Source organism: Psychrobacter sp. UBA6766, assembly GCF_002453355.1.
Taxonomy (GTDB): domain Bacteria; phylum Pseudomonadota; class Gammaproteobacteria; order Pseudomonadales; family Moraxellaceae; genus Psychrobacter.
In genome coordinates this window covers 96031-119601 of sequence record NZ_DKGQ01000020.1, presented here as the reverse complement: position 1 = coordinate 119601, position 23571 = coordinate 96031, and the positions used below count along the sequence as shown (strand labels likewise).

General features: G+C 43.3%; 19 protein-coding genes. 13 read left to right on the top strand and 6 right to left on the bottom strand.

All coding sequences use genetic code 11. The annotated features are described in order from the left end of the window. Positions 1-7: 7 nt before the first annotated feature. The 5 genes from B4K26_RS04730 to guaD all read left to right on the top strand — a co-directional run bounded on the left by B4K26_RS04730 (position 8) and on the right by guaD (position 8359). Positions 8-700 carry a 1-pyrroline-5-carboxylate dehydrogenase gene (locus B4K26_RS04730; protein WP_296243861.1) on the top strand — a complete coding sequence of 231 codons (693 nt, stop codon included), beginning with the start codon at positions 8-10 and terminating at the stop codon, positions 698-700. Positions 701-1430: 730 nt separating this feature from the next. Further along, positions 1431-3080, top strand: a complete 1650-nt coding sequence (locus B4K26_RS04725) for a xanthine dehydrogenase small subunit (protein ID WP_296243860.1) — start codon at positions 1431-1433, stop codon at positions 3078-3080. 98 nt (positions 3081-3178) lie between these two features. After that, positions 3179-5749 (top strand): xanthine dehydrogenase molybdopterin binding subunit, encoded by a 2571-nt coding sequence (gene xdhB, locus B4K26_RS04720; protein ID WP_296243859.1) that lies wholly within the window; start codon positions 3179-3181, stop codon positions 5747-5749. Continuing rightward, positions 5742-6740, top strand: a complete 999-nt coding sequence (locus tag B4K26_RS04715; RefSeq protein WP_296243858.1) for an XdhC family protein — start codon at positions 5742-5744, stop codon at positions 6738-6740. Before xdhB ends, B4K26_RS04715 begins: the two co-directional genes overlap by 8 nt. Positions 6741-6925: 185 nt before the next feature. Beyond that, entirely contained in the window at positions 6926-8359 is a 1434-nt protein-coding gene (gene guaD / locus B4K26_RS04710; RefSeq protein ID WP_296243857.1) for a guanine deaminase, read from the top strand. 130 nt (positions 8360-8489) lie between these two features. Here the strand turns inward: guaD and B4K26_RS04705 are convergent, their stop codons facing one another. After that, on the bottom strand, positions 8490-9665 hold the full coding sequence (locus B4K26_RS04705) for a cupin domain-containing protein (RefSeq protein ID WP_296243856.1): 1176 nt from the start codon (positions 9663-9665) through the stop codon (positions 8490-8492). A gap of 143 nt (positions 9666-9808) precedes the next feature. Here B4K26_RS04705 and B4K26_RS04700 point away from each other — a divergent pair, with 143 nt between their 5' ends. Then, positions 9809-10009, top strand: a complete 201-nt coding sequence (locus B4K26_RS04700) for an NF038104 family lipoprotein (protein WP_296243855.1) — start codon at positions 9809-9811, stop codon at positions 10007-10009. 121 nt (positions 10010-10130) lie between these two features. Here the strand turns inward: B4K26_RS04700 and purB are convergent, their stop codons facing one another. Both purB and mnmA read right to left on the bottom strand, forming a co-directional pair. Continuing rightward, the gene (purB, locus tag B4K26_RS04695) at positions 10131-11534 is read right to left on the bottom strand and encodes an adenylosuccinate lyase (protein ID WP_296243854.1); all 1404 of its coding nucleotides are present in this window, start codon (positions 11532-11534) and stop codon (positions 10131-10133) included. Between the two features lie 83 nt (positions 11535-11617). Next, on the bottom strand, positions 11618-12835 hold the full coding sequence (mnmA, locus tag B4K26_RS04690) for a tRNA 2-thiouridine(34) synthase MnmA (protein WP_409521363.1): 1218 nt from the start codon (positions 12833-12835) through the stop codon (positions 11618-11620). A 267-nt stretch (positions 12836-13102) separates the two neighbouring features. Here mnmA and ispF point away from each other — a divergent pair, with 267 nt between their 5' ends. The 6 genes from ispF to B4K26_RS04660 all read left to right on the top strand — a co-directional run bounded on the left by ispF (position 13103) and on the right by B4K26_RS04660 (position 18597). Continuing rightward, positions 13103-13603: a 2-C-methyl-D-erythritol 2,4-cyclodiphosphate synthase gene (gene ispF, locus B4K26_RS04685; protein ID WP_296243852.1), complete on the top strand. Its 501-nt coding sequence runs from the start codon at positions 13103-13105 to the stop codon at positions 13601-13603. Between the two features lie 178 nt (positions 13604-13781). After that, the gene (gene grxD / locus B4K26_RS04680) at positions 13782-14132 is read left to right on the top strand and encodes a Grx4 family monothiol glutaredoxin (RefSeq protein ID WP_296243851.1); all 351 of its coding nucleotides are present in this window, start codon (positions 13782-13784) and stop codon (positions 14130-14132) included. Between the two features lie 277 nt (positions 14133-14409). Beyond that, the gene (locus B4K26_RS04675; protein WP_296243849.1) at positions 14410-14967 is read left to right on the top strand and encodes a hypothetical protein; all 558 of its coding nucleotides are present in this window, start codon (positions 14410-14412) and stop codon (positions 14965-14967) included. Positions 14968-15210: 243 nt separating this feature from the next. Then, the gene (gene mnmG, locus B4K26_RS04670) at positions 15211-17106 is read left to right on the top strand and encodes a tRNA uridine-5-carboxymethylaminomethyl(34) synthesis enzyme MnmG (RefSeq protein ID WP_296243848.1); all 1896 of its coding nucleotides are present in this window, start codon (positions 15211-15213) and stop codon (positions 17104-17106) included. A gap of 186 nt (positions 17107-17292) precedes the next feature. Further along, a complete protein-coding gene (locus tag B4K26_RS04665) occupies positions 17293-17496 on the top strand; it encodes a ChaB family protein (RefSeq protein ID WP_296243847.1) in 204 nt (67 codons plus the stop codon). Positions 17497-17637: 141 nt separating this feature from the next. Continuing rightward, positions 17638-18597, top strand: coding sequence for an AEC family transporter (locus tag B4K26_RS04660; protein WP_296243846.1), 960 nt, complete (start codon positions 17638-17640; stop codon positions 18595-18597). A gap of 58 nt (positions 18598-18655) precedes the next feature. On the opposite strand, the gene B4K26_RS04655 is transcribed toward B4K26_RS04660, so the two are convergent. The 3 genes from B4K26_RS04655 to B4K26_RS04645 all read right to left on the bottom strand — a co-directional run bounded on the left by B4K26_RS04655 (position 18656) and on the right by B4K26_RS04645 (position 21103). Beyond that, on the bottom strand, positions 18656-18808 hold the full coding sequence (locus tag B4K26_RS04655; protein ID WP_296243845.1) for a hypothetical protein: 153 nt from the start codon (positions 18806-18808) through the stop codon (positions 18656-18658). A gap of 48 nt (positions 18809-18856) precedes the next feature. Beyond that, positions 18857-19858, bottom strand: coding sequence for an LLM class flavin-dependent oxidoreductase (locus B4K26_RS04650; RefSeq protein WP_349681501.1), 1002 nt, complete (start codon positions 19856-19858; stop codon positions 18857-18859). Between the two features lie 315 nt (positions 19859-20173). Then, the gene (locus B4K26_RS04645) at positions 20174-21103 is read right to left on the bottom strand and encodes a LysR substrate-binding domain-containing protein (protein WP_296243844.1); all 930 of its coding nucleotides are present in this window, start codon (positions 21101-21103) and stop codon (positions 20174-20176) included. Between the two features lie 475 nt (positions 21104-21578). Between B4K26_RS04645 and B4K26_RS04640 the strand changes: the two genes are divergently transcribed. Further along, positions 21579-23489: an AmpG family muropeptide MFS transporter gene (locus B4K26_RS04640; RefSeq protein WP_296243842.1), complete on the top strand. Its 1911-nt coding sequence runs from the start codon at positions 21579-21581 to the stop codon at positions 23487-23489. Positions 23490-23571 lie beyond the last annotated feature (82 nt).

The window sequence follows — 23571 nt, the reverse complement described above, 5'->3', positions numbered from 1 at the left end:
TAGCAAGATGGCGAATGAATTTAAAAAGAATCATGCCCAAGTTTGTGAAGCTTGGCGGTTATTAAGCGCGGTAGAGCGGGCAACTTATCTACAAGCAGCTATTCCTAAATTGGCCCTGCTGACTGGTGACGCCAATAAGGCCAAGCGTTTGTTTACGCATTTATTAAATGCCGCACCCATGCTCGATGACGTTCATCGTATGACGGGTGCGACGGGTGAGTCCAATGATTTGTATGTGACTGCTCGCGGCAAAACCATGATTATTGGTGGCGAGACTGCCCGCGCGATGGCGGTACTTGGTCAGCTAGTCGCAGCTTTACTGACTGGTAACGAGGTGATATTGCATTGTCCAAGTCAGGATGAGATGTGTATTGAAGCGGCAAAAATATTGCATGATACTGGTATCAGTGATGACGTATTAAGTGTGGCCAATGATTCGCAAACGATTACGCTCTTATACATCGATCGATTGGCGCAAGTTGCGGTCGCGGGTAACCAACGCGAAGTGCAAGCCATCAGTCAAGAGCTTGCGAAGACCGATGGCATCTTGACGCAAGTCATTGCAGTGACTGATATGGACGGGATGTCAGAGATGCTAACGCCCGACTATCTCTATCGCTTTGTCACTGAGCGGGTAAGAACAATTAATACCACAGCGATTGGTGGTAATGCCAGCTTGCTCGAGCTTGGCACAGAGTAATCGCTAAAAGGCTAAATGAATATCTTTATTTTCAAATAAAAAAGTTAGCATCGTATAAATGACGGTCAGTAACTATTTTCCAATCAACTTGGTGAATGGTTGCTGACCGTTTTTTTTGTTTCTGTTATTTATTTAAAACTAAAAGAAATCAAAATACGGGCTGATTGAGCACATTTTTAGGTAGTTTTTGAGTTTTTAGACAAAATAACGTGCTTTTTTGAGTTGTAAATGAAATAAAGTTAGTGCTAATATGAGTTAACCGTTTAGTCAGCATTTATTCATTAAATGCTAATAGACAGCTTCGATACGGAACGTTGAGGTACTTTAAGCTAAAAAAGGAGTTTTACCCATGCTTATATTCTCCGATTTTCCAATAGGGTAGATAGCTTCGCTTATACCCAAACCTTTATTATCGCTTTACAATTTATCAATAATTTTTATAAATGATTGGTAAATGATAAAGTTCAAACCGCAATTAGATTAAGCCTGAGCAAGTCAGTAGTCAGATAGGCAGTCAGCTTATTCAATACACTTATAACTATCAGTATTGATGTAGGTATGATGATCGTCATCGTATAAATTTTATTAACATGATAATTGAATACTACCTTAGGGCAGTGTCGTAATAGACGCCTGACCTTTGCAAATATTGATTGTTAACACTTTATTATTCGATTACAGATAAAACTAAAATTTTATCTTCCTTTTATTCTGACAGCCGAGCGTTGCTATGATTCGTTTTTATTTAAACGGTCAGTACAAACAAATCACTGACCTGAACCCGAACACCACCGTTCTTGATTACCTACGCCTCCATGAAAAGCAAACCGATACTAAAGAAGGCTGCGGTAGTGGTGACTGCGGCGCCTGTACTATCATGGTGCAGCGCTTACCTACTCATGATGTGAACCAACCTACTCAAGCTCCTTTTTATACCCTCAATTCTTGTATCACGTTACTGTCGTTGATGGATGGTCATCATCTAATGACAGCCGCTTATATCGCGGATAATCCTGCCAATCATCCAGATCGTGCCTTATTGCACCCAGCCCAGCAAGCCATGGTAGATTGTCATGGCTCGCAGTGTGGCTTTTGTACGCCTGGATTCGTCATGACGTTGGCGAGTGCTTATGAAAACCATCGCCTGCAAGTAGCTGAAGGATCGGCGACTGGCGAGCTTAGCTACGATGACATTGTCGCATCAATATCTGGAAACCTGTGCCGCTGTACGGGTTATCGTCCTATTATCGATGCTGGTTTAGCGATGAGTGAGATTGGTAGGCAGCGCAATGCTGAGCAAGTAGTTGCTAAAGATTTGACGATAAAACTAGCCACGGATGCGATGGTAAATAGTAATCATGCTTCTGCAAATGCCAGCAATATTATCGCGCCTGCGCTCACTCAAGAGTCACGTAAACTGTTTATTCCGCAGTCAATTGACGAGCTCAATCACGTGTTAGCAATGCATCCAACCGCGACTATTTGGGCGGGCGGGACCGATTTGGGTTTAAGTGTGACCCAGCACTTGGTCGATCATGAAGTGATTGTACAACTGTCGGCGATTGATGCGCTCAAAACTTGGTCGTTACAAGATTTAAAACAAACAGCTGATGAAAAATCGATAGTCAACAATGAAATAGAAACGGTAGTAGCTTCTTCTGCAGCACAATCTTTAGTGCTGGGCGCCAGCATGAGCTATAAGCAAATGTTACCTGTCCTTGAGCAACATTTTCCGATTTTTGCCAATTTATTTGAACGCATTGCTTCGCCGCAAATTCGTAATATGGGAACGATTGGCGGTAATGTCGCCAATGCGTCACCGATTGGTGATTTGCCGCCAGTTTTATTGGCATTAGATGCGCATATTCATTTGCGTCATTGCGCGGCTATTGAAAATAGTGGTGTTGATAAAGGGACTTATATTGATGAAATCATACCTTTACAAGCATTCTTTTTGGATTATAAAAAGACCAAACTTCGCGCCGGCAGTTATATAGTCGCTCTGCATATTCCGTTAATGCAAGACCATCAGCATCTCTATATTCATAAAATTAGTAAGCGTTATGAGGATGATATTTCGGCCTGTTTATTGGCAGCAAGAATTGATTTGTCAGTAGATGGCATGACGATTGAAAATGCAAAATTCGGTCTTGGCGGAATGGCGGCTATTCCTTTATTAGCGACAAATTGTCAGCAAGCGCTTATTAAACAATCTGTTGAGGTTGCCAGCTTTGAGGCGGCGGCGCAAATGTTAGCGAAGGATGTCTCGCCCATGACTGACGTTAGAGCCAGCCGTGAGTATCGTATGCATGTCGTGCAGCGATTAATGATTAAATGCGGTAAGCAATTAGTAGCGGATAGGCAACCTGTGAGCGCTTAACGTTTATTAACGTTACACAGATATTTTACTATCTACAGACGCTTTCATGTGTGTAAAAGAAACACCGCCATTTAAAAAAGATATAAGAGAGAGCTATCATGAGTCATCATTCTTCATTGTTTGACAGTTATAGTATACGCCGAGTACGGCCGCCCAAAAATAAAATCGGCACCGGCGCCAAGCATGACAGTGTTATTAGTCATGTAATGGGAACGGCCACCTACGTCGATGACATGTTAAAACCGCAAAGCACCCTACATTTAGCTGTTGGTAAAAGCACTCATGCCCATGCACGTGTATTAAACATGGATTTAAGTGCGGTAAGAGCAGCGGAGGGGGTAGTCGATATTGTTACTTTTCAAGACTTGCCAGCCAAAACTGATATAGGACCAGTGTTCGATGGCGATCCCTTAATGGTAGACAAAGTCACAGAATATGTGGGTCAAACCTTGTTTGCGGTTGTCGCAACCAGTCATCGTGCCGCCAAAAAAGCGGTGCTGAATGCGGTGGTAGAGTATGAACCATTAACAGCAATATTGACGATTGATCAAGCGCTTGAGCAGGAGCAGTTTGTACGGCCGAGCCACTTTATGAAGCGCGGTGATACGCAAGCTGAGCTAAAATCAGCACCAACGCGCATTGCAGGGCATATTCATATGCTTGGTCAAGAGCACTTTTATCTTGAAGGTCAGGTTTCTTACGTTGTCCCATGTGATGATGGTGGTCTTGAAGTTTATACTTCATCGCAGCACCCAAGCGAAGTGCAGCAGCTAGTTGCCGAAGTAGTGGACCTACCTTTTCACGCTGTGACTACCATTGTGCGCCGCATGGGCGGCGGTTTTGGTGGTAAAGAAACACAGGCGGCTGCTTGGGCGTGTCTGTGCGGTATTGTGGCTAAACGCCATAATGTTCCGGTAAGCATGCGTTTAGATCGTCAAGATGACATGGTGGTTACGGGCAAACGTCACGAGTTTTCCAACCGTTACGAAGTTGGCGTCGATGAGGCCGGAAAGGTACTTGGCGTCGATATGCAGTTATCGGGACTGTGTGGTTATTCGCCTGATTTGTCCGACGCCATCGTCGATCGCGCCATGTTCCACTGTGATAATGCTTACTATTATCCAGCAGCACAGATAGCAGGTCATCGTTGTAAAACCCATACGGTATCTAACACCGCTTATCGCGGCTTTGGCGGGCCACAAGGTTTGCTGACGGCTGAATATATGATGGATCATATCGCCTATACCTTAGGAAAAGATCCGTTGCAAGTGCGTCTGTCAAATCTCTATCAAAACGGTCAAAGTACGCACTATGGTCAGCCGATTGAGCATTTTGATTTGGCGACTCTTATGCAGAGGCTAGCAGAGGATAGCGATTATGCTAAGCGCCGCCAACAAATCATCGAAGCCAATAAAAAAGCCGAAGCTGAAGGCAGTGATAAGCGGCTAGGACTTGCCTTAACTCCTGTCAAATTCGGTATTTCATTTACCGTGCAAACGCTCAATCAAGCGGGCGCCTTAGTGCTTATTTATACCGATGGGACGATTCAGGTCAACCACGGCGGCACTGAGATGGGTCAAGGGTTATATATTAAAATTGCCCAAATTGTCGCCAATGAATTTGCGGTTGATTTAGATACCGTCAAGGCAACCGCGACCCGTACTGATAAAGTACCAAACACCTCACCGACTGCTGCTTCATCGGGTACGGATATGAATGGTAAAGCGGCGCAAAATGCCTGTATCACTATTAAAAATCGCTTGCTCGAGTTTGCCGCTGAGCACTTTCAAGTAAATGCTGAAGACATTAAATTTGAGCGCAATCACGTTCATATCGCTGAAAAAGAGGTGCTCACCTTTGCAGATTTTATCTTGCTGGCTTATCAGCACCGTATCAGCTTGTCTTCTACGGGTTATTATAAAACGCCCAAGATATTTTATGACCGCTCAAAAGCGTGGGGTCGACCCTTCTTTTACTTTGCTTTGGGCGCCGCCTGTGCTGAGGTTGAGATTGATACCTTAACGGGTGAGTACAAGGTGCTGCGCTGCGATATCTTGCATGATGTTGGACAATCGATTAACCCTGCTGTCGATATCGGTCAGATTGAAGGCGCCTTTGTTCAAGGGATGGGGTGGCTGACTACTGAAGAGCTTATTTGGGATAAAAAAGGCAATCTGGCTTCTAACAGCCCGGCTAATTATAAAATTCCAACGGCACATGATTTGCCTAAACAATGGAGCGTCAAACTGTTTGACCGTAAAAATGAAGAGCAGACCATTTATAATTCTAAAGCCGTTGGTGAGCCACCATTTATGCTAGCAGCGAGCGTTTGGTGTGCGATAAATAATGCCATTGCAAGCTTAGGTGATTATAAGAAAAATCCAGAGCTGACCATGCCTGCGACGCCAGAGGCAGTTCTGAAAGCAGTAATGCGATTACAAGGTCAAGAGTGGGAGATTGCTTCTAAAGCAGAAGCGGAAACTGTAGAGAGCTTAACGCCAGCTGACGATGATTGCGGCATTGATGATGATCGGGTGTTACCACAGCAAGTGCCTCATGGCAAAGATGTGAACCCACCAGAGTCTGAAGGTCAACTGTTTGATGATCAGCCTGAGGCGATAGAAAACCCCAACGTCTCAACGGCCCGTGGACCGGCTCATAGTGAGTAGCTCATTAGCGTCATCGATGCCACCAAAGAAATGGTACGACGGACTGGCGCAATTTCAACAGCAAGGAGTCGCGCACGTTTTGGCAACCGTCGTTGCCGTCAATGGTTCGGCGCCTCGCGAGCTACAATCGAAAATGATTGTCACGCTGGACGGTATCTGTGACACCTTGGGCGGTGGTAGTCTTGAACATGATGTGACGATAACAGCGCGGCAATTGCTTAATGGTGAGATTGATACGACTGAAGATAGAAGTTCTCAACCATTAAAAGCGGGTAAGTCTGAAAAAGCCCGATTAGTACGCCGCCATGCAGTCTATACCAAGCACTATCCATTAGGCGCTAAATTGGCCCAGTGCTGTGGCGGTAGTGTCACAGTGATGTTTGAATGCTTTAATGTGACACCGCCGATGTCGCTATTGGTATTTGGCGCAGGCCATGTTGCCGCTGCACTGATGACCTTGCTTGCTGAACTGCCTTGTCAAGTGGATTGGGTGGATAGCCGCGCTGAGATGTTCAAGCGATATTTGAAGGCAGATGCTAGCACTGTAGATGGACCAGTGACTTATCAACTGCCTACACATATTCGTCCGCATATTGAGGAAGATCCGGTTGATTTTATTCAGCCGTTTATTGCCAATAGTATGAGAGCTGGTTCAATAAAAAAAGGCACTCAGTATTTTATTTTAGTGATGACTCATGATCACAGCCTTGATTTTGATTTGGTGCGTGCAACGTTAGATGCTTATGTAAAAATCAATGCAAATGTTGGTACTAATAGCGTTAGCGAGTCATCTTCACTGCCTTATCTTGGCTGTATCAGCTCAGCAACCAAAGCCAAACGTTTTAGAGATCGTTTGCTTCAGCGCGGTTATAGCGAGCAAATAGTCGATAAATTAACCATGCCAATTGGTCTTAACACGGGTGGCAAAGAGCCAATGGCAGTTGCGGTTTCCATCGCCGCACAAGTTTTGCAGCTTTATAACGAACATTAACCTTAATCGACAGATTTTTTAATCATCTATTTTTCTGTCTACCCTAAAGACACTATTAGTTATTAGCTCCGTCGGCCATAATGTTTTATCGGCTGCGTTCAGTAACTTTGTGCTCGTATTAGGGTAAATAGACAATAGGGATTGGTTTTTAATCAAAATACCTATTCATTATTGTGAGATTTATTATGACTATACATATTTATCAAGCGCAACTGCTGCACTACTTAACTGAAGAAAATTTGGTGGAAAGAACGCAGCGTGCCACTTTAGATACCACTAATTTAACAAATGCTGAGCGCCCAAATGTTACGGTCGTTGATAAAAACGTCACTTTGCTGCCAGTGGTTGCAGGCGTTAAGGTTTATCCTGAGTATATCGCGAACGGTGCGCTGGTAGTCGATGATACGACTGGTCAGGTGGTTGACTATGGTCATAGTGCAGCCATGATATCAGAGTATGGCAACGCAGATGGCCGAGCGCCCGTACAAGTACATGATTACCAGCACAAGCTTATCATGCCAGGCTTCATCGATACCCATGTGCACTATCCGCAGATAGATATGATTGCCGCGTTTGGTGAGCAATTGCTTGATTGGCTCAATAACTATACCTTCGTCACTGAGGCCAATTTTGGTGATCCAAAGGTTGCGCACGATACGTCTAAGTTCTTTTTAAATCAGCTACTTGCTAACGGAACCACTAGCGCTTTGGTGTTTTCGACCAGTCATCCTGAGTCGGTTGAGGCATTTTTTGAAGAAAGTACCCGTCTTAATACGCGAATGATTACCGGAAACGTATTGATGGATCAAAATGCCCCTGAGCATTTGTGTGTGCCGACCGAGCAGGGCATCCGTGATTCGCAAAACATCATTGATAAATGGCATGATCGTGGCCGCCAGCATGTCGCGATTACGCCAAGATTTGCCATTACTTCAACGCCAAAGCAGTTGCAAATGACAGGTGAATTATATCGCAGCTATGACAGTGTGTATCTGCAAACGCATCTGGCTGAAAACCTTGATGAGATTGCTTTTGTTCGTGAGCTTTATCCGAACCATAAGGGTTATCTCGACGTTTATCACGATTTGGGACTATTGGGACGTCGTACGACGTTGGCGCATGGTATCTACCTTGAAACGCCAGAGTATGAAGTACTGCGTGATACGGGCACTCAAATCGCTCATTGCCCAACGTCCAATTTATTCTTAGGTAGCGGCTTATTCGATTTATCCAAAACCTTGAGCTATACCGGTGTCAGTATTGCCACCGACGTCGGAGCAGGGACCAGCCTGTCAATGTTGACCACGTTATCAGAAGCTTATAAAGTGCAACAATTACAAAACAATCCGTTATCCGCGCATCAAGGCTTGTATCAGATTACTTTGGGTAACGCTCAATCGCTATTATTGGACGATAAAATCGGTAACTTCATGCCGAATAAAGAAGCGGATTTTGTGGTCATTGATATGGGCGGTACGGACTTGCTTGAGCGCCGTATGACCCAGACCAAATCACTCGATGAGCAGTTATTTGTGCTAATGATGCTCGGTGATGACAGAGTCATTGAAGAGACGATTATCGCTGGCATAAGCCGTTATAAGAAAATGGCTGCCGCATAAGAAAGTGTAAATCATAGTTAACTATAATTTACACGGTTAGAAAAGTTTAAAGCGCTCCGTATTTATTTATTGAGATTTTGAGTCTTAATAAATGCGGAGCACTTTTTTTAATCTTAGAATTTAGCGCTTATTATTCTTCAGGATAATTAAGCCAAATCCAGCCGTTCTCTAACCATTCCATCACTTCATCAGAGTCAATCCCTTCCATGTCATCAAGCGTTAGATGCTCGCCATTAGATAAGCGTACGAGTAGCGCTATTGATGTTGCCTGCAAACCATCTAAGCGTTGGCCATTGGCATATAAGGCAGTGTCATTATCTATCTCAGTATATAACAAGCGATTGCTATAATCGGCTTGCAATATCGCACCAGCTGCCAATGCAGCGATCATCTCATCGGTCGTCGGCGTGTCTTCAGGGACGAGTGCATCATATTGACGTTTGCTAACCACTTCAGCGACTGCTTGGTGAATGATGTGGTTACCGCGCTCAGATTGCAGCAGTTGTAATAATTGATTTTTAATTGCCTCAATGCTATCCGCTTTTAACTCACCCGATGATTGTAGCGCTTGCGGTAATAGCATAGGGACAAATAAATCGCTGTCATTAGTGGCGATATCAGCCATACTGTCGATAATTTGCATCAAATTTGGACGACGACAGCCAAAAGAAAACGTCAGACAATCATCTTGCGCCACGCCAAAATGTGATAGCTTCGGTGGTACGTAAAGTACGTCGCCTGCCTCCAATATCTCATCAAAGACAATCTCACCCATATCGTCAAACAATCGAATAGGCTCATCAGCGACAAACTCAGTATTTTTATCGCAAAACTTGCCCAACTGCCAATGGCGCTTTCCATAACCTTGCGCTAAGAAAACATCGTAATCATCATAGTGCTTTCCGACTGAGCCACCTTTTGGCGCATAAGAAACCATAATATCGTCACGCTGCCACTGCGGAATAAAGTCAAATGCTTGCCATAATTGGCCAAGCTCAGGTGACCACTGTTCTAAATTCTGCACCAACACCGTCCATTGTTCAGGCAAATTATCAAAATTGGCTTCTGTTAATGGACTTTTTTTAAGCTGCCATTGCGGCTCATCTGCTTGCTTGACAGCGGCTTGGCTTAGTAGGCGCGCGGTGGCATCTTCTTCTAGCGCCAAACCTAGCATATCGTCTGGCTCAAACATTCCAATTAACTGCGGTAAACCTTGTCTAATTAATAGTGGTTTTTTTTGCCAATATTCTGTTAAAAAATGCTCTGGAGTCATTGAATCGGGTAAACAAAGTGGCATAGAAGTCATGGGTAAATCCGTATGGTTGAATCGCGATTATATTATGAATGATGGCTTTATAGACAGAGTGTATTAGTTTATGATTGTCATCTAACTGATGATTATATGAATAATAATGTTCGTCGGAATATCTTATTTACCCTAGGAAATTTATGAAAAAATTACACTTTATCGTCATTATCGCCAGCGTTTTTATGCTGCAAGCTTGTGTGCATAAGATTGTGACAGTACCGGCAAAAATCGCTTATAAAACCACCAAAGGCGTGGTCAAAGGCACGGTTGCGGTCGGTAAAGCAATCATACCGGGCGACAGTGATGACGATGAGAATGATGATAAAAAGAGTAAGAAATAAAACCTTACCCGTCAACTATGTCTTTTAATACAAACCATAGTATGTGAAGTAAGGTTGTTATTGATTGAGATATAAATGAATAGGTCATCCTACTCATTTATATCTATTTTTTTATAGCCAATTAAATCTTAGCAATCCACTCTTTAATAGTACGCGCCTGCTCAGCGGCATTTCCCACATAAGTTGCTGGCGTCATGTCACGTAGGCGTGATTTATCAGCGTCGCTCACCGCAGACAACTCATCACTTTCAACAAAGGTCAGCATCGCTTCGCGGGTCATGGCATTACCACGAGTCAAGGCTTTTAGTTTCTCGTATGGGTTTTCAACACGGTAGCGACGCATCACAGTTTGAATAGGCTCAGCCAATACTTCTTGAGCATTATCTAAATCATCGTTCAAGCGCTGCGCATTCAATTCAAGCTTACCGACGCCTTTTAGGCAAGCATCATAAGCAATCATGCTTTGTGCTAAGCCAACACCGATATTACGCAGAACGGTCGAGTCTGATAAATCGCGCTGCATTCGTGAAATTGGTAGCTTTTCGCCCAGATGTGCAAGCATGGCATTAGCAACGCCTAGATTACCTTCAGAGTTTTCAAAATCAATCGGGTTGACTTTATGCGGCATGGTAGAAGAGCCTACTTCACCATCTTTTAGGCGCTGCTTAAAATAGCCTAAGCTAATATATTGCCAAATATCACGGTTGAAATCGATTAAAATAGTATTGAAGCGTTTGACTGCATCAAACAGCTCAGCAATATAGTCGTGTGGCTCAATCTGCGTGGTGTATGGGTTAAAGGTTAGCGCTAGACGATGATCAATAAAGGCTTCGGCATGGCTCTGCCAATCAACATCTGGGTAGGCGGAGAAATGCGCGTTATAGTTACCAACCGCGCCATTGATTTTACCGAGTAGCTCTACTTGACCGATTTGTTTTATTTGACGCGCTAGGCGATAAGCGACGTTTGCCATCTCTTTACCAAGGGTGGTTGGACTCGCCGTTTGACCGTGCGTGCGTGACAGCATTGGTTGGTCAGCATGAGTAATTGCCAAATCAACGATGCTATCAGTTACTTGTTGCATTTTAGCAATCACAATCTCGCGGCTGTCTTTTAGCATCAGTGCATAGGATAAGTTATTAATATCTTCACTGGTACAAGCGAAATGAATAAACTCCAAGCTATCTTCTAATTGCTGATTGCCGCGGAACTTGTCTTTGATAAAGTATTCAACCGCTTTCACATCATGATTGGTAGTCGCTTCGATATCTTTAATCGCTTGCGCATCCGCTTCACTAAAATTATCGACGATACTATTTAAAAAGCTATTGGTCTCTTCATCAAATGCCGCCAATTCACCGATGGCACTATTATCCGCCAAAGACTGCAACCAGCGAACCTCAACAGTAACGCGGGCTTTAATCAAACCGAATTCAGATAAATAAGGACGTAAGCTGTCAGCTTTTGACGCGTAACGGCCGTCAATTGGGGATAGGGCGGTTAGGGCAGATAAAGGGTTGGTCATAGCAATACCTCAAATAGTGATTGGAAGTGATTTAGTTATTAAAAGTGATTAAGAATTAAGTAAAGATTAAAGGTTCTCTAAAATTAAATCCCACAAGGAGCGTCGATAGAAGCAATCACACCGCCGCCTAAACAAACCTCGTCGATATAAAAAACGGCTGATTGACCAGGCGTGACGGCGCGTTGTGGCTCATCAAATACCACACGAACCTCAGAGCCGTCGTCATTACTAGCAAAGACAGTACAAGCTTGATCAGGCTGGCGATAGCGAGATTTAGCCATACAGCGCAAGCCATCTGGGCTAAAAATATCAGCAGGCGGCAAACCATCTATCCAGTCAAGCTTATAGGCTTGTAATTCATTGCTCAGCATCATTGGGTGCTCATGACCTTGACCAACGATTAAGCGATTATTTTCTAAGTCTTTTGCCAGTACAAACCATGGTTCTTCAGGACGGTCTTTGACACCGCCAATACCGATGCCGCCGCGCTGACCTAGAGTATAATACATTAAGCCATCATGCTGACCTATCACATGACCGTCGTCGGTGACGATATCGCCTTTTTGTGCTGGTAGGTATTGTTGTAAAAAGTCTTTAAAACGGCGCTCACCGATAAAGCAAATACCGGTCGAATCTTTTTTATTAGCAGTCACTAAGTCGTGTTTTTCAGCGATTTGACGAACCACTGGCTTTTCAAGCTCGCCAATTGGGAACAATGTTTTGGCGATTTTGTCACCGCCAACGGCATGTAGGAAATAACTTTGGTCTTTATTGTTATCCAGGCCGCGTAACAGCTGCGCCACTTCTACACCATTAGCATTCATATAATTCACACTGCGGCGCGTATAGTGACCAGTGGCAATATAATCCGCGCCAAGGGTCAACGCATAATCTAAGAATGCTTTAAATTTGATTTCTTTGTTGCATAAAATATCTGGATTGGGCGTACGACCAGCTTTGTATTCGGCTAAAAAATGCTCAAAAACCCGATCCCAATATTCCATGGCAAAGTTAGCCGTATGTAGCTTGATACCGATTTTGTCACACACCGCTTGCGCGTCTGCTAGGTCGTCCATCGCCGTACAGTATTCAGTGCCGTCATCTTCTTCCCAGTTCTTCATAAACAGACCTTCAACCTTAAAGCCTGCTTGCTGTAACAAAACAGCTGATACGGAAGAGTCAACGCCACCTGACATACCAACGATGACATGCTTGTCGCTCAGGTTGGCAATATCGGAAAGGATCAAAGGGCGATGGGCGTCAAAAGAGTCTGAGACAGGATGGCTTGCTGTATTTGGCATAACTGACATAAAATTGCTCGACAATTTATACAATATCCAAAAATAAGATAACGCTATAAATAAATAGGAGCGAATACCTAACAGCGCTAATAGAATTTTTGGATCAAGTATTTTGGTCTAGGTATTGTGATAAAATAAGCGTCATATTATAGCAGCTAATTGAAAGTAGTGGCGAGCTATGCGACCTTACTGCGAGTAAAACAGCATTGAGAATTTTGTGAGAGCTTTTAAGTTATTCTCATCACACTTAATTTACTTGGAATCATAATGATAAAAATTGGTCAAGGTATTGACGTTCATGCGTTTCATAATACGGGCGAGCAGCAGCAATATGTGATATTAGCAGGCGTGCCGATAGAGCATACGCATAGTTTGCTGGCGCACTCTGATGGCGATGTGGTACTGCATGCGCTTGCCGATGCGTTACTTGGCGCCTTAGCCTTAGGTGATATTGGGCAACATTTCCCAGATACCGATGCCGCGCACGCAGGTTTAGATTCACGAGTACTACTCCGTTATGTGTATGGCAAAGTGCAGGCAGCCGGTTATACTTTAGGCAATGCTGACATTACCGTCATGTGTGAGCGTCCAAAATTGGCACCATATAATTTGGCTATGCGTGAAAATATCGCCAGTGACTTGCAAACCGATGTGAGTAATGTCAGCATTAAAGCCACGACAACTGAGAAATTGGGCTTTACTGGTCGACAAGAAGGCATTATGGCCAATGCCGTGGTATTATTAGTCTCTAATACGACTAGCATTTAATCCTAAATAGTAAATCAACAAGGCAGGATGTTATTAACTGCTGATTGCTATTCGCTATAAATTTTTATTATTTGCTGAATACCATTGACGAGGCTTGCAATATATCCGCAATCGCCCCATGTACCAGCCACATGCTAGGTTTAATGTTTTATCGATTATTTAATGAATAGGAGCTTTTATGAGTGAGCAAACCCCAAATACCGCTACAAACGATGTTGAACAGCTGATTCGTGATCAAATCAAAGACAATAAAGTGATCCTTTATATGAAGGGCACGCCGCAGTTTCCACAGTGTGGTTTTTCTGCCAAATCGATTGAGGTTCTTACTCAAATTGGTCGTCCGTTTGCCTTTGTAAATATTTTAGAAAACCCAGAAATTCGCGCAACCTTACCAAAGGTCGGTAACTGGCCAACGTTCCCACAGTTATGGATTGATGGCGAGTTGATGGGCGGTTCTGACATCATTTTACAAATGTATCAGTCAGGCGAGCTAAAGCCTTTGGTTGAAGCTAATAGCCCAGCAGCATAAATTTATTGGTTTAAAGTTAGCTGTCTTGCCTATTGCTAAAGACGACTAATAACTAAGTGGACGACTTTAAAAGTGAAACCCGAGTAGACGTAGAGCTGCTCGGGTTTTTGTATTTCTACTGTTGGCTTTTTTAAGTGTAGGATTAGGGCTTTCGATTTTTATAACTGTTTTAGACGAGATTAATTTTAAGTAGCTGAATGACAGTTTATTGTTTTTTATAAGCTTTATCCCCATATAATGTTCAAGATAAACGCAGATTAAATAATAAGAGACACTTATGAGCAACCCATTAAATAGCCAATTAAATGAGCAGCAAACCCGTAATCTAGAAAGCACCGAGCAAGAAGCAGCGGCCCAAGCGGCTATCGAAAAACGCCGTGAGTATTTAAAAAACGAATCGGTTCGTCTTACTGATATGGCGGACAATGAGCCAAATTCAGCGCTTAAATGTATCCATCAGCTTAGCGTGGCGGGCGGTGCAACCGAAGCGACTTATATTGCTATTGAGCAGCGTATCGTCGCTGACCAAGATGCTGCTGGTGCCTATCATTTGGCATTATTGGCACAAAATACGCCTGACTTGCCCATCGATGCGCGCCAACTTATTGAATTGGTTGTGGTAAAAGGTGACAACGATCAGCGTTTGGCACTACTAAAAAACTTACCCTTGCCACCAGTTGAGATGATTAAAGAGCAAATCTTGGCGACCAACGACGGTGATGCTATTGGTAAAATGAATGCCTATTTGCAGATTAATCCAGAAGGCTACGGCAGCCATCACATGCTGGCAAGTGGACAGACCGATCGGATTGTACCGCTTAGTCCTGGTAAGTAAATGTAAGCCAATTTCACAAACCTTTTACCGATGTTCCTTGGTGATTAATTTGAATATTTTTTACCATGACGTTTTTTAAACGGCAAAAAATTGTTATAATTATCGGCTATCTAACCCATCTTTAGCGGCTCATCTGGGTCGTTATCTCTTTTTTAAATTCGACTGACGTTTATTTGCTGGTAGCCAAGCTATTTGAACATGGTTTCTGGCTCGCGGTTGCGTTAAGAGTCAAGTGAGGCATTCATGCAATACCCAAAAAATTATGACGTGGTGGTGATCGGCGGCGGTCATGCTGGCACAGAAGCTGCTTTAGCGGCTGCACGTATGGGCGCAAAGACCTTGCTGTTGACCCACAATATTGAAACGCTTGGGCAAATGAGTTGTAATCCTGCAATCGGTGGTATTGGTAAGTCTCACTTAGTGCGTGAGATTGATGCTCTTGGCGGCGCTATGGCGCTCGCAACTGATAAAGCTGGAATCCAGTTTCGGGTATTAAACAGTCGTAAAGGGGCGGCAGTACGAGCCACACGTGCGCAAGCAGACCGTATTTTATATAAATCGGCGATTCGTCATACGCTAGAAAATCAGCCAAATCTGGATATATTTCAACAATCTGCTGATGATATTTTGGTCGAAAATGGTCGTGCTACTGCTGTAGTGACGGCGACAGGCATTGTTTTTAAAACCGAAGCCGTTATTTTGACCTCAGGAACTTTCCTAGGTGGGGTTATCCATATTGGTCTTGAGAACTCTAAAGGTGGACGAGCAGGGGATCCGCCGTCTATTAGGCTTGCTGATCGCTTACGTGAACTCAAACTGCCTGTCGGTCGTCTAAAAACAGGGACGCCAGCTCGTATCGATGCTCGTAGTGTTGATTTTAGTGTTATGACGGTACAACCGGGTGACACGCCTTTGCCAGTGATGAGCTATCTCGGTAATGTTGATATGCATCCTGAGCAAGTCAATTGCTATATCACTCATACCAATGCGCGCACGCACGATATTATCCGTGAAAACCTAGACCGCTCACCGATGTTTTCTGGCAAAATCGAAGGGGTAGGTCCGCGTTACTGTCCATCGATTGAAGACAAAATTCACCGCTTTGCTGATAAAGACAGCCATCAGATTTTTATTGAGCCTGAAGGTTTAACCACCCATGAGCTATATCCAAACGGTATCTCAACCAGCTTACCGTTTGATGTTCAGCTAGAGTTTATTCATAGTATGAAAGGGCTTGAAAACGCCCATATCACGCGACCAGGCTATGCAATTGAGTATGATTATTTTGATCCGCAAAACCTAAAGCCAACTTTAGAGACAAAATCGATTGATCGCCTGTACTTTGCTGGTCAAATCAATGGCACAACAGGCTACGAAGAAGCGGGTGTGCAAGGTTTATTAGCGGGTACCAACGCTGCATTGGTCACGTGTGAAAGTAGTGAATTTGATATCTGGACGCCGCGCCGCGATGAAGCGTATCTTGGCGTGCTGGTCGATGACTTGATTACCCACGGTACCACTGAGCCATATCGGATGTTTACCAGCCGCGCTGAGTATCGCTTGCTGTTGCGTGAAGACAATGCCGATCAACGCTTAACCGAAACCGGTCGTAAGCTTGGTTTGGTTGATGATGAGCGCTGGCAAGCCTATCAAGAAAAAATGGAAGCAATTGCTACTGAAACCTCACGACTCAAAGATATCTGGGCAACCCCTGCCAACGCTCTAGGTCAGCAAGTCACTGAGCAAACGGGAGAGGTGTTGTCTAAAGAGTCAACTGCTTATGATTTATTAAAACGTCCGCAGATTCATTTTACCGATATCGCAGCTATTACTGGCTCAGAAGTCGATAATCAAGTCGGTGAACAGATTGAAATTTCTGTTAAATATGCGGGCTACATTGATCGTCAGCAAGAAGACATCGACCAGATGAAGCGTTTAGAAAATACTGCCTTGCCGATAGATTTTGATTATAGTGTGGTGTCAGGATTGTCGAATGAGATTGTACAAAAGCTGGCGCAAATCCGTCCAGCGACCTTAGCGCAAGCGGGACGCATTAGTGGTGTCACGCCAGCTGCTATCCAACTATTGGCGATGACGGTTAAAAAACAGAAGAAAGCACAGGCGGCATTGAATTCGTAATGACGGCTTAGCAAAGCATTACACTTTAAAGTATGATTATAGAAAAGCTCGTAACGAGAAATCGTTACGAGTTTTTTTATGGAAAAAGGCTTAACAATTTCAAAACAGTTTGCTGGCTCATAAATTGCTACTTTAAGAGTAGGAAATTTAAAAATACTATAATAGTGAATAACAAGGAGAAGCATTATGCCTTACGATAAACGCTCAGAATTACCAGACTCCGTAAAAGACAACTTACCTAAGCACGCGCAAGAAATCTTTATGGCGGCGTTTAATAGCGCCAGTAAAGAATATGACGATGAATCACGTTGGTTTGCTACGGCATGGGCCGCTGTCGAAAATAGTTATAAAAAGAACGATGACGGCGAGTGGGTAAAAAAGTCAGATTAGTATTCAAATCAGCAATGGCAGTGTTATATACTCTATAATAAAATGGCTTTTATTCAAGCTAACTCATTTTCAACCAACTACTCGCCATTGCTTTTTATTTAACAATATAGCTTTGGATACATTGCTAACCTGAGCTTATCTATGACCGCAGCTATTATTTTTGCCATTACCATCGTACTGCCCAACCTTGTTTTGATGGGGTTGGGTTTTTTTATGCAAAGACGCGGTGAAGCGAGTCAAACATTTATCGATCAGGCATCCAATTTTGTTTTTAATTACTGTTTGCCCTGTTTGCTATTTTTTAGCGTCGTTGATAGTGAGGTCGATTATGCCAAGCAAATGACCTTGATCATTGCTGGTATTGTTGTGACCTTTATTTTATTTATAGGTGCGGAGGTCTATGCTAAGTATTTTATCAATAAGCCTGCCGACCAAGGGGTGTTCGTACAAGGTATCTTCCGCAGCAATATGGCGATTATCGGACTGGCAACTGTTGCTAACGCTTATGGGGAGCAGGGATTAAGTATTGGTGCGGTTTATATGGGTGTGGTGACGATATTGTTTAACATCCTAGCGGTCATTACGCTGAGCCGTGTGTCTAAAAGTGTGAACGACACGTGGTTAAGTCGTAGCACGATGATTATCAAAAAGCTGTTTACCAATCCATTGATTATTGCGTTAGTAGCAGCTTTTGCTTATAAAGCCCTGCCACTGCCACCTATTAGTGGAGTCATTCATACAACTGGCGATTTACTGGCAGCGGTGGCATTACCGTTGGCGCTGATTTGCGCGGGAGCAAGTATTGATTTAAAGTCGATGTTGCATCCGTCCGGCTTATCCATGCAAGCCAGTATCGGCCGTATTGTTATTGCGCCTATTGTAGCTATTGCCATTGGATTAAGTTTTGGTTTATCAGGCGTGCATATGGGCGTACTATTTTTGATGGTAGCGTCACCAACCGCTGCTGCCAGTTATGTGATGGCAAAAGCCATGGGCGGCAACGATATATTGGCCGCCAATATTTTGGCGTTTACTACGGTGGTAGCCATGTTTGGAATGGCGATTGGCGCGGCGATACTGCGCGCATTAGGATGGATATAGGGCATTAAAAAAGTCTTCTTTTCGAACTAGAAAAGAAGACTTTTAACATTTATTGTCGTTATCTCATATTGTCTTTATCATGCTTATTCACGCGGCGATGTTTGCGTTTAGGGCTAACACGATACGTCAAATAACCGCCAATAATCAAGACTACAATAAATGCTGCGATGTATAAAAATATTGATGAGCCGATAGAGGCAGAAGGTTCCATGACCATAATCTCCTTAAGGTGTATCAATAATTATGCAAGGACGGTAGTCTATTGTAAAGTAAACAAGTTTAACTCTGATGTAAGTTCAAGTGAACGCAGACGCGCTGCCTGATCATAAACGTTGGCAGTGACAATCAGCTCATCCGGTTGATATTTTGCGATAAATTCCGCAAGCTTTGGTTGCACGGTCGCCACAGAACCAACAAATGACACCGATAAAGCGTTGTCTACCATCATTTTCTCTGCAGGACTCCAAATGCTGTCCATATCATGAGTCGGCATTGGCATTTGTCCACGTTCACCGCGACGCAATCGTACAAAGCTTTGCTGTGCCGAGGTAAAGTGATAATGGGCAGTAGCATCATCGTCTGCCAGTAGCAAGTTGGCGGCCAACATCACATAAGGCTTATCCAAATGCGCCGAGGGCTTAAATTGTTCACGATATGCCTTAATCGCTTGTGCCATCATCTGCGGTGCAAAATGAGAGGCAAAGACGTATGGAAGTCCTAAATGCGCTGCTAAGGTCGCGCCAAATAATGATGATCCTAATATCCAAATAGGGATGTTGGATTTTGCCCCTGGGAATGACTGTACAGGACTATCGTCAGTACCATCACCTAAGAAGTACATCAATTCTTGTACGTCTTGTGGAAAACGATCAGCATCTTGCATTTGTCGACGCAGCGCTTGAAACGTAGCGCCATCTGTACCTGGGGCGCGGCCTAGACCTAAATCAACGCGGTCGCCATATAGTGCCTGTAAAGTACCAAACTGCTCAGCGATGACCAGCGGCGCATGATTCGGCAGCATCACCCCACCAGCCCCGATGCGAATGCGCTTGGTTTGGCTCCCGATATGCGATAACAGTACCGACGTCGCCGCACTGGCGATGCCTGGCATATTATGATGCTCTGCCATCCAATAGCGATTTAGGCCAGATTTTTCTGCTTGCTGCGCGATAGCGACCGTCTGTGCAATGCCTTCAGCGATGGTTTTGCCTTCAGGAACGGGTGCTAAGTCTAAAAAAGATAATGGGATTGTGTTGCTCATGATTCACCTATTTTTATGTTGTCGCTTTGCAACGACGTTTTTATAGTTAGTTTTTAAATATCAGGAATAAAAAGCAGGCTGATGATTCAATAGCTCATATGATGGGGCAGTTATAGAGAATATAAAGGTCAGCATTCAAGATAATAACAAATCGTAATAATTTACGGCTTATATAAGAGCAAAAACGGCATCGCTATCTATTGAGAACGATGCCGTTTTTATTTATCAGAAAAATGATGATTAAGGCAGAATGCTTGAAGTTATTATTAATTGCTTAAGCACTGATTTTTAAAAAGCTACCGATTAAGTTAATAGCTACTGACTAAATTGCTTTTGGCATAAATCCATAAAGGCGCGTCCGTATTGACGGATTTCTGCATCGTCACGGACTGCCATCCAACTGGTAAAACGTCCGAAATGATTGACGGGAATGGCAGTTAAATTATGATAATGACTTGGCTCAAATGCCATTTCAGCGATAATGCCAATGCCTAAACCCAGTCCCACATAGGTGCTAATCACATCGGCATCAAGCGCTGCCAGTACAATATCAGGCTCAAGTCCTGCGTCGCTAAATGTTTTATCAATAGCGCCGCGTCCCGTAAAGCCACCGTGATAAGTCACAATTGGATAGCTTGCAAGCGTCGGTAAATCAATCGATTCCAGTCCTGCTAGCTCATGGTCGCTTGGTACAATGACCCGATGTGTCCAGTCGTAATAGCGGTAGCAACGTAGATAGTCGTTATGCAATAAGGATTCGGTCGCAATCCCAATATCCGCCTGTCCTCTAATGACCATCTGCGCGATGGTTTCGGGATCTGCTTGTTGGAGGATTAAATTGACTTTCGGAAAACGATCTTTGAATTCTTTGACCACCTCTGGCAATACATATCGCGCCTGCGTGTGCGTGGTTGCGATTGTCAATGTCCCAATATTCGGGTTATTAAAGTCAAGACTGAGATTTTCAATCGTACGAATTTCAGCAAAAATGGATTCAATATGCGGCATCAGTGCTGTGCCCATGGTCGTAAGCCCCGTCAGGCGCTTGCCTTGGCGCACGAATACTTCGGTTTTAAGCTGGTTTTCAAGTGCCGCAATATGCTTGGACAGACTTGATTGACTGGTATGCAGCACCGTGGCCGCTTGACTTAAATTATAGCCATTAATTACCGTATGCCACACTGTTTCCAACTGTTTGAGCTGGATTTGTAGATGCCGCTGATTGACCACTACGTCGATTGCCATCACTTAACCCTATTGTATAAATATACAAACGCTGTCTGTATATAAAAATAAAAACCTACAAATATTCAATAAGACGTTAGTGTAAATTAAAGCTATTATTCTTGTATATAATAAATGGCTATGAATTTATATTAATTTGGAATATAGGATAATTTAGTTGTCTTAAATTGACAATAGAGCCTTTGCCCAATAGACAATGAAAGAAAGATTATTTTAATGTCTAGGTGAGCCACTGATACACGACGTCACCGTAATGAAATAAACGGCATAGCGAAATGCTATGGTTATTAAGTTAATGCAAAAACATCTAGTCAAGGTTAGCGTTCTCAAGTACCATAATTCAATTTTGTGCTAATGATGATGTTTATGCAACGCTGAGCAATTTTTATCGATCCTTTTTATCTGTATCACAGAGAAATGATTGATAAAAATTGTGCGCAGTTGTGTTTTTTATCTCAATTTTTGGTGAGTGATTATGTCTGCTGTCCAACCTGTAACGCCTGAACAACCGATTGCCAGAAAATCATGGAGAGAAGCTGCCAAGGCTTATCTAGATTCGCGCGTTATCATCATGCTGTTTTTAGGATTTTCAGCAGGTATTCCCATCTTGCTTATTTTCTCAAGTCTATCGTTATGGTTAAGAGAAGCAGGGATTGACCGCGGTGTGGTGACGATGTTCAGTTGGGCGGCGTTAGGATATTCCTTTAAGTTTATTTGGGCGCCATTAATTGATGCGCTGCCGGTACCTTTTTTGACCAAATGGTTGGGCCGACGCCGCAGCTGGATGGTGGTATCGCAGCTGCTAATTGTATTGGCCATTTTTTTGATGGCGACGGTCAATCCTATTAGTGAAGATGTATTGGTTTATATGGCAGGCGCGGCAGTTTTGCTCGGATTTTCTTCTGCCACACAAGATATTGTCATTGATGCTTATCGTATTGAGCTGGCACCGCCATCGATGCAGTCTATTTTGTCGTCTATCTATGTATCAGGTTACCGCGTTGGTATGATTGTCGCTGGGGCAGGCGCGTTATATTTAGCAGATTACTTTGGTTCGACGGAAGCTTTTTATAGTTATGAAGCGTGGCGTAATACTTATTATATTATGGCCGGAGTCATGACTTTGGGCATATTGACCACTTTTGCCAGTTATGAGCCAACTGCTGAGATTTTGCAAAATAATAAGCAAAAAAACAACCTCAAGGTTTTCTTAATCTATTCAGCCTTGCTATTGATACCAGCTTTATTGTTCGGCGTTATATACCTTATCAATATCCTTATTAATAAAGTATTTGATAGTAGCATTGTGCTGATACCGCTGATGGCCATGCCAAGTATTAAGTTCTACTTTATAGCGTTGGTTGTGTGTGCGCCACTGCTGCTTTTATACTTTATGTTTAACCAACCTAAAATTATTAATAAAGCGCCCTTGGTGGCGGAAACGCGCGAAGATTATGTCAGATTGGTTTTATTGTTTGTGTTTGCGGTCGTGGCCTTTATCGCCGCCTATGTCTTAATAGGGCAAGTGCTGCCAGAATTCGAAGGGGTATTTGTTAGCTTTATCATTGAGACATTACATTTACTGGTAAGTTTAGCCGCCGCATTGGCAGCAGGTTATGCATTGGTAAAAGTTGGTTTAGTCAAAAAAGAAATCGCGATGGCAACGTGGATCGAGCCTATCTTAGATTTCTTTAGACGCTATGGAAAAAAAGCACTGTTGCTATTAGCCTTGATTGGTTTATATCGCATCTCAGATATCGTGGCAGGGGTGATATCAAACGTCTTTTATCAAGACATGGGCTTTAGTAAAACCGATATTGCCAATGCGGTGAAATTAGTTGGCGTAATTATGGCCATTGCTGGTGGTTTCTTAGGCGGACTATTAGCCCAGCGTTTTCGCATCATGCATGCCATGATGATTGGCGCCATTCTCGCTTGTGCAACCAACTTGTTGTTTGTAGTTTTAACTTATAATCCGGGCAGTTTGCCCATCATGTATATGGCAGTAATATTTGATAACTTAGCCGCTGGTCTCGCCAGCGCTGTCTTTATCGCTTTTTTATCAGCGTTGACCTCTATACGTTTTACCGCGGTACAATACGCTATTTTTTCTTCATTGATGACCTTAATTCCTAAAGTAATGGGGGGTTATTCAGGCTCTATCGTTGATAGTATGGGCTATCCATTCTTCTTTATTTTTACCTTTGCCATTGGTATTCCAATTCTCGCGCTGATTTACTTTGTCGATAAACATATTGTCATTGGCGATAACGATGATATTTATGGCGACAGTGATAGCGAAGGCGGCGGTGATATTGATGATAAGTTGACCAAAGTAAATCCAAATCTGACGGCTACCAAAGAACCGCCACGCGCTTCTGAGTAGGCAGAGTGTTTCTATAAAGGTTTTGATAAAAGTCTTGATAGGTTTTAGTCAATGAGTTAATCGTTTGACGGTGATTAAATAT